This window comes from Candidatus Mycobacterium wuenschmannii (assembly GCF_030252325.1).
GTDB classification, from domain to species: domain Bacteria; phylum Actinomycetota; class Actinomycetes; order Mycobacteriales; family Mycobacteriaceae; genus Mycobacterium; species Mycobacterium wuenschmannii.
Map to the genome: position 1 here is coordinate 1031406 of NZ_CP126981.1, position 11594 is coordinate 1042999.

Annotated in this window: 8 protein-coding genes and 1 rRNA gene; 5 read left to right on the plus strand and 4 right to left on the minus strand. The window is 65.2% G+C overall.

What is annotated here, in order from left to right; translation table 11 throughout:
• Nucleotides 1–135: 135 nt before the first annotated feature.
• Nucleotides 136–1914, minus strand: a complete 1779-nt coding sequence (locus PT015_RS05020) for an ABC-F family ATP-binding cassette domain-containing protein (protein ID WP_285189263.1) — start codon at nucleotides 1912–1914, stop codon at nucleotides 136–138.
• A 180-nt stretch (nucleotides 1915–2094) separates the two neighbouring features.
• Here PT015_RS05020 and PT015_RS05025 point away from each other — a divergent pair, with 180 nt between their 5' ends.
• On the plus strand, nucleotides 2095–5064 hold the full coding sequence (locus PT015_RS05025) for an acyl-CoA synthetase (protein WP_285189266.1): 2970 nt from the start codon (nucleotides 2095–2097) through the stop codon (nucleotides 5062–5064).
• A gap of 14 nt (nucleotides 5065–5078) precedes the next feature.
• Nucleotides 5079–5291, plus strand: a complete 213-nt coding sequence (locus tag PT015_RS05030) for a Trm112 family protein (RefSeq protein WP_285190935.1) — start codon at nucleotides 5079–5081, stop codon at nucleotides 5289–5291.
• Here the strand turns inward: PT015_RS05030 and PT015_RS05035 are convergent.
• From PT015_RS05035 to PT015_RS05045, 3 genes are read right to left on the minus strand one after another with little or no spacing between them, the layout of a single operon-like run.
• Complete coding sequence (locus PT015_RS05035) at nucleotides 5257–5880, minus strand: TetR/AcrR family transcriptional regulator (protein ID WP_285189268.1); 624 nt, start codon at nucleotides 5878–5880, stop codon at nucleotides 5257–5259. The genes PT015_RS05030 and PT015_RS05035 overlap by 35 nt on opposite strands.
• Complete coding sequence (locus tag PT015_RS05040; RefSeq protein WP_285189270.1) at nucleotides 5877–6695, minus strand: ABC transporter permease; 819 nt, start codon at nucleotides 6693–6695, stop codon at nucleotides 5877–5879. The genes PT015_RS05035 and PT015_RS05040 overlap by 4 nt, the downstream gene beginning before the upstream one ends.
• Complete coding sequence (locus tag PT015_RS05045; protein WP_285189272.1) at nucleotides 6641–7393, minus strand: ABC transporter ATP-binding protein; 753 nt, start codon at nucleotides 7391–7393, stop codon at nucleotides 6641–6643. Before PT015_RS05045 ends, PT015_RS05040 begins: the two co-directional genes overlap by 55 nt.
• Nucleotides 7394–7452: 59 nt before the next feature.
• On the opposite strand from PT015_RS05045, the gene PT015_RS05050 reads away from it, so the two are divergent.
• The 3 genes from PT015_RS05050 (at nucleotide 7453) to PT015_RS05060 (ending at nucleotide 11301) form a co-directional block, all read left to right on the plus strand.
• A complete protein-coding gene (locus PT015_RS05050) occupies nucleotides 7453–8064 on the plus strand; it encodes a DNA-3-methyladenine glycosylase (protein WP_285189274.1) in 612 nt (203 codons plus the stop codon).
• 43 nt (nucleotides 8065–8107) lie between these two features.
• The gene (tyrS, locus tag PT015_RS05055) at nucleotides 8108–9382 is read left to right on the plus strand and encodes a tyrosine--tRNA ligase (RefSeq protein WP_285190936.1); all 1275 of its coding nucleotides are present in this window, start codon (nucleotides 8108–8110) and stop codon (nucleotides 9380–9382) included.
• A gap of 386 nt (nucleotides 9383–9768) precedes the next feature.
• A 16S ribosomal RNA gene (locus PT015_RS05060) occupies nucleotides 9769–11301 on the plus strand.
• Nucleotides 11302–11594: the final 293 nt, after the last annotated feature.

Here is an 11594-nt window from a genome sequence, read left to right on the forward strand (position 1 = left end):
TCCTTTGGTCAGCATATTAAAGGCGTTGCCGCTGGCCTGTGTAGCTTTCGCGGTGTATTGCCATTCCGTAAACCGGAATGTTGGTCGCGGCACCGAATTCTTGACCAATTTATGTGCTAGTCAATATTCAGAGAATCAGTCCAGAACTTCGGAGACCTCCATCCAGCGTGTCTCCAGCTCGACCACAGCACGTTCGAGCCCGCGCAGCTGATCGGTCAGATCGGTGATGCCGACGTGATCGGATTGATCGTGATCGGCCAGCTCTCCGTGCTTGGCGTCGATTTGCTCGGCGAGCCGCGCCAATTTGCGGTCGATGGCCGCGATTTCTTTCTGCGCCGCGCGCAGTTCGGCGCCGGAGACGTCCCGCGACACCGACGGTGTGGGCGCGGCCGGAGACCTGCTGGGCGGCTGCTTGTGATCGGCCAGCCGCAGGTACTCGTCGATTCCGCCGGGAAGGTGCCGCAACCGACCGTCCAAGATCGCGTACTGCTGGTCGGTTACCCGCTCCAGCAGATAGCGGTCGTGCGACACGACGATCAGCGTGCCCGGCCACGAGTCGAGCAGGTCTTCGGTGGCGGCCAGCATGTCGGTGTCGACGTCGTTGGTCGGTTCGTCGAGCAGCAACACGTTAGGCTCGGCCAGCAGGGTGAGCATCAGTTGCAGCCGCCGGCGCTGGCCGCCGGACAGCTCGTTGACGCGCGCGGACAGCTGGCCGCCGGCGAATCCGAGGCGCTCCAGCAGTTGAGCAGGCGTGACGTCGCGACCGTCGACCTCGTAGCCGGTGCGGAGCCGACCCAGCACATCGGCGACCCGCTCATCGGCCAGCGGCACCAACTCGTCGCCGCGCTGATCAAGCATGCCCAATCGAACTGTCTTGCCGCGCTTGACCTTTCCAGCGTCAGGCGCGATGGCGCCGGTGATCAGGCCCAGCAGCGTCGACTTGCCGGCACCGTTCGCACCGACGATCCCTGTGCGCTCACCGGGGCCGATCCGCCATTCGACGTCGCGCAACACGAGTCGTTCGTCGAAGGACACCGACACGTCGAGCAGGTCGATGACGTCCTTGCCGAGGCGCGCGGTCGCGAGTTTCGCCAATTCGACGGTGTTGCGCAGGGGCGGGACGTCGGCGATGAGCTGGTTGGCCGCGTCGATGCGGAACTTCGGCTTCGACGTGCGTGCCGGGGGACCGCGCCGCAGCCAGGCCAACTCCTTGCGCATCAGGTTCTGCCGCTTGGACTCTGCGACGGCGGCCTGCCGATCCCGCTCGACCCGCTGCAGCACGTAGGCGGCGTACCCACCCTCGAACGGCTCGACGATTCCGTCGTGCACTTCCCATGTCGCCGTCGCCACCTCGTCGAGGAACCAGCGGTCGTGGGTCACCAGCAGCAGGCCGCCGGTGTTGCGGGCCCAGCGTCCGCGAAGATGAGCGGCCAGCCAGGTGATGCCTTCGATATCAAGGTGGTTGGTCGGCTCGTCCAACGCGATGACGTCCCAGTCACCGATCAACAGCGCCGCCAGTTGGACGCGCCGGCGCTGCCCGCCGCTGAGCGTGCCCACCATCGCGTCCCAGCCGATGTCGGCGACCAGACCGCTGACCACGTCGCGGATCCGCGGGTCACCGGCCCACTCGTGATCGGCACGATCGCCGACCAGCGACCAACCCACCGTGGCCGCCGAATCGAGGACGTCGGCTTGGCTCAGCGCGCCGACGCGCAATCCGCTGCGCTGCGTTACCCGCCCGGCGTCCGGGCGTACCTGGCCGGTGAGCAGACCCAGCAAACTGGACTTGCCGTCGCCGTTGCGGCCGACGATGCCGATCCGGTCTCCGTCGCTGACCCCGACCGTGGTCGAGTCGAAAACGACCCGGGCCGGGTATTCGAGGTGTATCGCCTCGGCGCCGAGCAGGTGTGCCACCGGGCCGACCCTAGACGCACTCCGCGCGGCGGCCGTCGACAAGGCGGGCGACTAGGCTGGTCGAACGGGCCCGGCACCGTGACCAAAGCAACGGGCGCACCCCCTGCGATGTGCCATGATGAGCGCGCTGTCAGGCCCACACGGAGCACAGCATGGTCTTCGTTTCGAGGGAGCGGCGGCATGGATCTGAAGTTTTCGGCGCTCACGCGGCCAGTAGAACGCCTCGTGGCGACGGCTCAGAACGGCCTAGAGGTCCTGCGTCTGGGCGGGCTGGAAACCGGCAACTCCCCATCGCCGTCGCAGACGGTCGAGAGCACGCCGATGTACAAGCTTCGGCGGTACTACCCGCCGGACAGCCGGCCGGGGCATCCGCAAGCGGGCGAACCGGTGTTGCTGGTGCACCCGATGATGATGTCGGCAAACATGTGGGACGTCACGCGACAGGAGGGCGCGGTCGGCATCCTGCACGCCGCGGGGCTCGATCCGTGGGTCATCGACTTCGGCTCGCCCGACGAGATCGAAGGCGGCATGCGCCGCAACCTGGCCGACCACATCGTTGCACTCAGTGAGGCGCTGGACGCCATCAACGACACCACCGGGCGCGACATCCACCTGATCGGCTATTCGCAGGGCGGGATGTTCTGCTATCAGGCGGCGGCCTACCGACGCTCGAAGAGCATCGCCAGCATCGTCACGTTCGGCTCCCCGGTCGATACCTTGGCGGCATTGCCGATGGGGCTGCCGCCCAACATCGCGCCCGGCGTCGCGACGTTCATGGCCGATCACGTCTTCAACCGCCTGGACATCCCGGGTTGGTTGGCACGCACAGGTTTTCAGATGCTGGACCCGCTCAAGACGGCGAAGGCCCGCATCGACTTCGTCCGCCAACTCCACGACCGCGAGGCGCTGCTGCCCCGGGAGGCGCAGCGCAGATTCCTGGAGTCGGAGGGCTGGATCGCCTGGTCCGGGCCGGCCATCTCCGAACTGCTGAAGCAGTTTGTCGCGCACAACCGGATGATGACCGGCGGTTTCGCGATCAATAGTCAGTTGGTCACCCTGACCGACATCACCTGCCCGATCCTGGCGTTCGTCGGCGAGGTCGACGACATCGGTCAGCCGGCTGCGGTGCGCGGCATCCGTCGCGCGGCGCCCAACGCCGAGGTGTACGAATACCTGATCCGCACGGGACATTTCGGCCTCGTCGTGGGATCCAAAGCGGCACAGGAGAGTTGGCCGACCGTCGCGGATTGGGTGCTTTGGATTTCCGGCGACGGGAAGAAGCCCACCGACATCTTCCCGATGGCAGATCAGCCCGACGAGCCGACCGACCGCGGTGTCGCGCTCAGTTCGCGGGTGCTGCACGGATTGGGCGAGGCCTCCGAGGTGGCGCTGACCCTCGCTCGCGGGGCGGCCGACGCGCTGATTACAGCCAACAAGTCGATGCGCACGCTGGCGGTCGAGACCGCGCGGACGCTGCCGCGGTTGGCCCGACTGGGCCAGATCAACGACCACACGCGAATCTCGTTGGGCCGCATCATCGGCGAGCAGGCGCATGACGCGCCCAACGGTGAATTCCTGCTCTTCGACGGCCGGGTGCACACCTACGAGGCGGTCAACCGTCGTATCGACAACGTGGTGCGCGGCCTGATCGAAGTCGGTGTGCGCCAGGGCGAGCATGTCGGTGTGCTGATGGAGACCCGCCCCAGCGCGTTGGTCGCCATCGCCGCGCTGTCGCGGTTGGGTGCGGTCGCCGTGCTGCTGAAGCCCGACTCCGACCTGGCCGCCTCGGTGCGACTCGGGGGAGTAACCGAGATCATCACCGACCCGGCCAATCTGGAGACGGCGCGACAGTTGCCGGAACAGATTCTGGTTCTCGGCGGCGGTGAATCCCGCGACCTGCATCTGCCCGACGATGCCAACGTCATCGACATGGAGCAGATCGACCCCGACGCGGTCGAGCTGCCGGCCTGGTATCGGCCCAACCCGGGGTACGCCCGGGACATCGCGTTCGTCGCGTTCAGCACCGCGAGTGGGCAATTGGTCGCCAAGCAGATCACCAACTATCGGTGGGCGCTGTCGGCGTTCGGCACCGCCTCGACCGCCTCGTTGGACCGCACCGACACCGTGTACTGCCTCACGCCCTTGCACCACGAGTCGGCGCTGTTGGTGAGCCTCGGCGGGGCCGTGGTCGGCGGCACCCGAATAGCGTTGTCGCGCGCGCTGCGTCCGGACCGCTTCGCCGCGGAGGTCCGTCAATATGGCGTCACCGTCGTCTCCTACACCTGGGCGATGTTGAGCGATGTCATCGACGACCCGGAATTCGCATTGCACAGCAATCACCCGATCCGGTTGTTCATCGGCTCCGGTATGCCGACCGGCTTGTGGCAGCGCATCGCCGACGTATTCGCGCCCGCACACGTCGTCGAGTTCTTCGCGACCACCGATGGTCATGCGGTGCTGGCCAACGTCTCCGGCGCCAAGATCGGCAGCAAGGGTCGGCCGCTGCCCGGTGCCGGACGCGCCGAATTGGGCGCCTACGACGCCGAACACGACCTGATCCTGGAGAACGAACGCGGCCTGGTGCGCATCCCGGAGCCCAACGAAGTCGGCGTGCTGTTGGCCGAACCGCGCGGGCCGATCGACCCGACCGCATCCGTCAAGCGCGGGGTTTTCGCGCCGGCCGACACCTGGATCTCTACCGAGTACCTGTTCCGGCGCGACACCGACGGCGACTTCTGGCTGGTGGGCCGGCGCGGATCGACCGTGCACACCGTCCGCGGTGTCGTGTACTGCGAGCCGATCACCGATGCGCTCGGGCTGATTCCGGCCGTCGATCTCGGGGTGACCTACGGGGTCACCATCGACGGCCATCAGGTCGCGGTGACCGCGCTGACAACGCGCCCGGGGGCGACGATCACCGCCGCGGATCTCACCGAAGCCGTCGCCGCGATGCCGTTCGGGCTGGGACCGGACATCGTGCACGTGGTGCCGCAGCTGTCGCTGAGCGCGACCTATCGCCCCACCGTCAGCGCCCTGCGTGCGGCCGGTATCCCCAAGGCGGGTCGGCACGCCTGGGTGTTCGACGCCGACACGGGCCAGTACCGCCGCCTGACCGGGCCGGCCCGTGCGGAATTATCTGGTACACAATGACATTCGGAGTTCACGTGCTCGACGAGACGCTGTTGGCGATCCTGGTCTGTCCGGCCGATCGCGGTCCACTGCTACTGGTCGACGAGGTGCTCTACAACCCCCGGCTACGACGGGCGTACCGCATCGAGGGCGGCATCCCGGTGCTGTTGATCGACGAGGCGATCGAGGTCGACGACGCCGAGCACGACCGCCTCACGGCGCAGGCAGGTCCGGCAACTCCCCGGTGAGGTAGCGCTGCAGGTTGGGCGCGATGGTGTCGGCGATCTGTTGTGCGGTCAGCGACGCGAACGGCTCCAGTCGCAGGATGTAACGGGCCATCACGACGCCCACCAGTTGCGAAGCGACGAACTGGACCCGGGTGGTGCCGCTTCCCGGCGGATCGTCAACGCGCGGAGCCACTTCCGCTCCGACGACATCCTGGATAAAGCTTCGGAACAGGTTGACCTCGGTGCCCGCCAGGATCGAACGCAGCGTGGCGATGAAGCTCGCGCCGACCTCGGAGTCCCACAGCGCCAACAACGTCGACGCGATGTGGTGGCCGAGTTCGTCGACCGGCACCTCGCGCAGCGGACCGATCACGTCCATCGGGTTGATCGGGATGTGAATCGCCGCCGCGAACAGTTGTTCCTTGGTGCCGAAGTAGTGGTGCACCAGCGCCGAGTCGACGCTCGCGGCGGTGGCCACCGCCCGGATCGAGGTGTTACTGATTCCGTTGCGGGCGAACAGCTCTCGAGCGCTGTTCAGAATGCGCTCACGGGTGTTCGAGCTGCCGGCCGGCCGGCCGGGCTTCTTGCGGGCAGACTTGGCTGTCGTCACGGCGTCTGCCGTCGCAGCGTCGCCGCGGCCAGGCACAGCGCCGAAACGGCGAAGCCCAGAACGACGGCAATGTCGCGCACCGCCACACCGGTCAGTTCGGAATGCGCGCCGACTTGCTGCAGTGCTTCCAGCGCATAGCTGGCGGGCAGGACGTTGCTGATCCATTCCAGCCATGTCGGCATCAATGCCCGCGGCGCGATGATGCCCGCCAGCAGTAGTTGCGGCACCATCACCAGCGGGATGAACTGGACGGCCTGAAATTCCGTGCGCGCGAACGCGCTACACAGCAACCCCAGCCCGACACCGAGCACCGCGTTGACGACCGCGATCACGAAAACCCACAACGGACTGCCCGCCGTGTCGAAGCCGAGCAACCAGAACGACACCGCGCACGCCAGCGAGGCCTGCACCGCCGCGGCAATCGAGAACGCGGTCCCGTAGGCCATCAGCAGGTCGAGTCGGCGCAGGGGAGTGGTCAGGATCCGCTCCAGCGTTCCCGATGCCCGTTCCCGCTGCATGGTGATCGAGGTGATGATGAACATCAGGAACAGCGGGAACAGACCCAGCAGGATCAGGCACGCGTTGTTGAACGGCGTCGGCCCACCCGGTCGGTGCGGCGCATTCTCGAACATGAAATACATCAGCGTGATCACGAGAATCGGCACGAACACGATCATCGCGATGCTGCGCGGGTCCGCCCCGAGTTGTCGCAGGATGCGAAAAGTAGTGGCGCCGAACGGTTTCAGTTGTCCGCTGAGCCCTACCCGGCTTTGCGCGTGATGATCGACAGGAACGCGTCCTCCAGCGATCGACATCCGGTGTCCTCTCGTAGTCGGGTCGGGGTGGTGTGCGCGACGAGGTGGCCCTCGCGCATGAGCAGCAGGTCACCGCAGTGGTCGGCCTCGTCCATGACATGGCTCGACACCAGCAACGTGGTTCCGCCGCGCGCCAGGTCGGTGAATTGCTGCCACAGATCGGCGCGCAGCACGGGATCCAGACCCACCGTCGGCTCGTCGAGAACCAGTAACTCCGGTTGGCAGACGAGCGCACATGCCAGCGACACTCTGGTGCGCTGACCGCCGGACAGGTTGGCGCAGTAAGCGGTCTCGTGGTCGCCGAGGCCCACCCGGTCGACCGCGGTATCCGCCGCGTGCGAGTCGAAGCCGTACAGCGACGCGAAGTATCGGACGTTGTCGATGACCCGCAGGTCGTCGTAAATCGTCGGATCCTGCGGCACGTATCCGATTCGTTGACGCAGCCGCGCTGATCCCGCCGGCTCGCCGAGCACCTCAACCGAGCCCGCCGTGATCCGCTGGGTGCCGACAATGCTCCGGATCAACGTGGTTTTTCCGCAGCCCGAGGGTCCGAGCAGGCCGGTGATGCTGCCGCGGGCCACCCGCATGGAGAAATCGTGCAAAGCAGGTCGATGTCCTCGAACGACGCGCAGATGGCGGATGTCGATCGCCGCCTCGTGGCGGTGTGGAAAGAATTCATCAGTCGATGAAGTCATCATGTGATGAATATCCGCCCCGGCTCGTGCACTGTCAAGCGCCCGCGGGCAGAATCTGTGCGATGGGCGCAGACGAGCTGGCGGTCGACCCCGTCGGCGCGGCGCATCGACTGCTCGGCGCCACCCTCGTCGGACGCGGCGTCACCGCGACGATCGTCGAGGTCGAGGCATACGGCGGGGTCCCGGACGGACCGTGGCCGGACGCCGCAGCCCATTCCTACCGTGGCCCGACCGGGCGCAGCAGTGTCATGTTCGGGCCACCCGGCCGGCTCTACGCCTATCGCAGCCATGGCATCCACGTCTGCGCGAACGTGGTGTGCGCCACCGACGGTGTGGCGGCGGCCGTGCTGCTGCGCGCCGCAGCCATCGACACCGGGCTCGGTGTCGCCCGGTCGCGACGCGGAGCCGCGATAAAACCACGGGCGTTGGCACGTGGCCCGGGGAACCTCTGTTCGGCTCTGGGAATCACCATGGCCGACAACGGAATTGACTTGCTCGACGCCGACAGCCCGGTGCGCCTCGAACTCAATGAGGCCGTGGAGGCGGTGTCCGGGCCGCGCGTCGGCGTCAGCCAGGCCGCCGATAGACCGTGGCGGCTGTGGATCGCGGACCGCCCGGAAGTCTCGTCGTATCGACGCAGCCCACGTGCTCCCGCGCCGGGTGCCAGCGACTGACTCGGGCGCGGCGACCCTGCCGCATGGGAGAAGATTGGTGACTGTGAGCGCTGACATCATCGAAGAGCTGACCTGGCGTGGATTGATCGCACAGTCCACCGACCTGGACGCGCTGACCGCGGACGCCGCCGAGGGCCCGATCACGCTGTACGCCGGCTTCGACCCCACCGCGCCCAGCTTGCATGCGGGACACCTTGTGCCCTTGCTCGCGCTGCGTCGCTTTCAGCAGGCCGGGCACCGGCCGATCGTTCTTGCCGGCGGCGCGACCGGATTGATCGGTGATCCGCGAGAAACCGGCGAACGCACCCTCAACACCGCAGAGACGGTGCAGGAGTGGACCGGCCGGATCGGCGGCCAGCTCGAGCGCTTCGTCGACTTCGACAGCTCGCCGACCGGAGCCATTGTCGAGAACAACCTCGAATGGACCGGCGCGATGTCGGCGATCGAGCTACTTCGCGACGTCGGTAAGCACTTCTCGGTCAACGTCATGCTTGACCGCGACACGGTCAAGCGGCGGCTCGAGGGCGAGGGCATCTCGTACACGGAATTCAGCTACATGTTGTTGCAGGCCAACGACTTCGTCGAACTGCACCGGCGGCATCAGTGCGTGCTGCAGATCGGTGGCTCCGACCAGTGGGGCAACATCATCGCCGGCGTGCGGTTGGTCCGCCAAAAGCTGAGCGCGTCGGTGCATGCGCTGACGGTGCCGCTGGTGACCGCTGCGGATGGAACGAAGTTCGGCAAATCGACCGGCGGCGGCAATCTCTGGCTCGATCCCGAGATGACCAGTCCGTATGCCTGGTACCAATACTTCGTCAACACCGCGGATGCCGACGTCATCCGCTATTTGCGCTGGTTCACGTTCCTGACGGCTGAGGAGCTGGCCGAGCTCGAGGCGGTCACCGCCGAGCGCCCGCAGCAACGCGTGGCGCAGCGGCGGCTGGCACGTGAGCTCACGAACTTGGTACACGGCGAGCAGGCCACCGAGGCCGTCGAGCACGCCAGCGGCGCCTTGTTCGGCCGCGGGGAGCTCGAGCGTCTGGACGAAGCCACGCTGCGGTCCGCGCTGCGGGAGACCTCGATTGCCGAGTTGACGCCCGGCGGGCCGGCCGGGATCGTCGACCTGTTGGTCGCCAGCGGCCTAGCCGATAGCAAGGGCGCCGCACGGCGCACGATCGCTGAGGGCGGGGCCTACGTCAACAACGCGAAGATCGAGGCCGACGACTGGACGCCGCAGCCGAGCGACTTCCTCCACGGTCGGTGGCTCGTGCTGCGTCGCGGGAAGCGGAACATCGCCGGCGCCGAGCGCGTCGATTGATCTTGAGCTGACGTGAAACACGCCCTCTAGCAGCCTGTTTGACTCCAAGTTTCCTGTCACGTAACTTAATCGAGTCGCTGCGACCCGGCCAGTCCGGAGAGCGCGGCGGCATCCCAGAGGGAAGAACCACTTCGGTGGTTTTCCTTCGACGTCCGCAGAGCGAGTGAGCGGCCTTGAGCCGCGGGTCTTGTTGCGCGGCCGGTGGGTGTTGTTTGAGAACTCAATAGTGTGTTTGGTGGTTTTGTTTTTGTTGTTGTTTTTTGCCGTGCCCTCGTGTTTTTCCCGTTTGTGGGGGTGTGGTTTTTTGATGCCAGTTTTTGGTGTCTTTTTGTTTGGATCAGGTTTTTCTGATTGAAAATGTGCCCTGCCTGTGGGTGGGGGGTTTTTGTTTGGAGAGTTTGATCCTGGCTCAGGACGAACGCTGGCGGCGTGCTTAACACATGCAAGTCGAACGGAAAGGCCCTTTCGGGGGTACTCGAGTGGCGAACGGGTGAGTAACACGTGGGTGATCTGCCCTGCACTTCGGGATAAGCTTGGGAAACTGGGTCTAATACCGGATAGGACTACGCACTGCATGGTGTGTGGTGGAAAGCTTTTGCGGTGTGGGATGGGCCCGCGGCCTATCAGCTTGTTGGTGGGGTGATGGCCTACCAAGGCGACGACGGGTAGCCGGCCTGAGAGGGTGTCCGGCCACACTGGGACTGAGATACGGCCCAGACTCCTACGGGAGGCAGCAGTGGGGAATATTGCACAATGGGCGCAAGCCTGATGCAGCGACGCCGCGTGGGGGATGACGGCCTTCGGGTTGTAAACCTCTTTCACCATCGGCGAAGCCGGGAGCTTTTGTTTCCGGTGACGGTAGGTGGAGAAGAAGCACCGGCCAACTACGTGCCAGCAGCCGCGGTAATACGTAGGGTGCGAGCGTTGTCCGGAATTACTGGGCGTAAAGAGCTCGTAGGTGGTTTGTCGCGTTGTCCGTGAAATTCCCTGGCTTAACTGGGGGCGTGCGGGCGATACGGGCAGACTGGAGTACTGCAGGGGAGACTGGAATTCCTGGTGTAGCGGTGGAATGCGCAGATATCAGGAGGAACACCGGTGGCGAAGGCGGGTCTCTGGGCAGTAACTGACGCTGAGGAGCGAAAGCGTGGGGAGCGAACAGGATTAGATACCCTGGTAGTCCACGCCGTAAACGGTGGGTACTAGGTGTGGGTTTCCTTCCTTGGGATCCGTGCCGTAGCTAACGCATTAAGTACCCCGCCTGGGGAGTACGGCCGCAAGGCTAAAACTCAAAGGAATTGACGGGGGCCCGCACAAGCGGCGGAGCATGTGGATTAATTCGATGCAACGCGAAGAACCTTACCTGGGTTTGACATGCACAGGACGCCGGTAGAGATATCGGTTCCCTTGTGGCCTGTGTGCAGGTGGTGCATGGCTGTCGTCAGCTCGTGTCGTGAGATGTTGGGTTAAGTCCCGCAACGAGCGCAACCCTTGTCTCATGTTGCCAGCGCGTTATGGCGGGGACTCGTGAGAGACTGCCGGGGTCAACTCGGAGGAAGGTGGGGATGACGTCAAGTCATCATGCCCCTTATGTCCAGGGCTTCACACATGCTACAATGGCCGGTACAAAGGGCTGCGATGCCGTGAGGCTTAGCGAATCCTTGAAAGCCGGTCTCAGTTCGGATCGGGGTCTGCAACTCGACCCCGTGAAGTCGGAGTCGCTAGTAATCGCAGATCAGCAACGCTGCGGTGAATACGTTCCCGGGCCTTGTACACACCGCCCGTCACGTCATGAAAGTCGGTAACACCCGAAGCCAGTGGCCTAACCCTTGTGGGGGGAGCTGTCGAAGGTGGGATCGGCGATTGGGACGAAGTCGTAACAAGGTAGCCGTACCGGAAGGTGCGGCTGGATCACCTCCTTTCTAAGGAGCACCACGAGATCTGGGCCGGCCCGCATCGTGCGGATCAGCCGGGTTCCAGACGATTCGATGGATGGCCTGTCACCTGTAGTGGGTGCAGGTCTGGTGCACAACAACAAAGTTTTCACTTCGGTGAAGGTCTCCCGGTGTCGGGAGGGCGGATCGCCAAGCACACTGTTGGGTCCTGAGGCAACACCTGCTGTTGTCCTTCGGTCGTTGGATCGAGGGGTGGGGTTGTCGCTCCATCTTGGTGGTGGGGTGTGGTGTTTGTTTATTGGATAGTGGTTGCGAGCATC

What these genes read in the sequence shown, in the direction of transcription:
- PT015_RS05025 (WP_285189266.1), top strand. Translation starts at nt 2,095, where the DNA reads ATGGATCTGAAGTTTTCGGCGCTCACGCGGCCAGTAGAACGCCTCGTG.
- PT015_RS05050 (WP_285189274.1), top strand. Translation starts at nt 7,453, where the DNA reads ATGGGCGCAGACGAGCTGGCGGTCGACCCCGTCGGCGCGGCGCATCGA.
- PT015_RS05040 (WP_285189270.1), bottom strand. Translation starts at nt 6,695, where the DNA reads ATGTCGATCGCTGGAGGACGCGTTCCTGTCGATCATCACGCGCAAAGC.
- PT015_RS05045 (WP_285189272.1), bottom strand. Translation starts at nt 7,393, where the DNA reads ATGATGACTTCATCGACTGATGAATTCTTTCCACACCGCCACGAGGCG.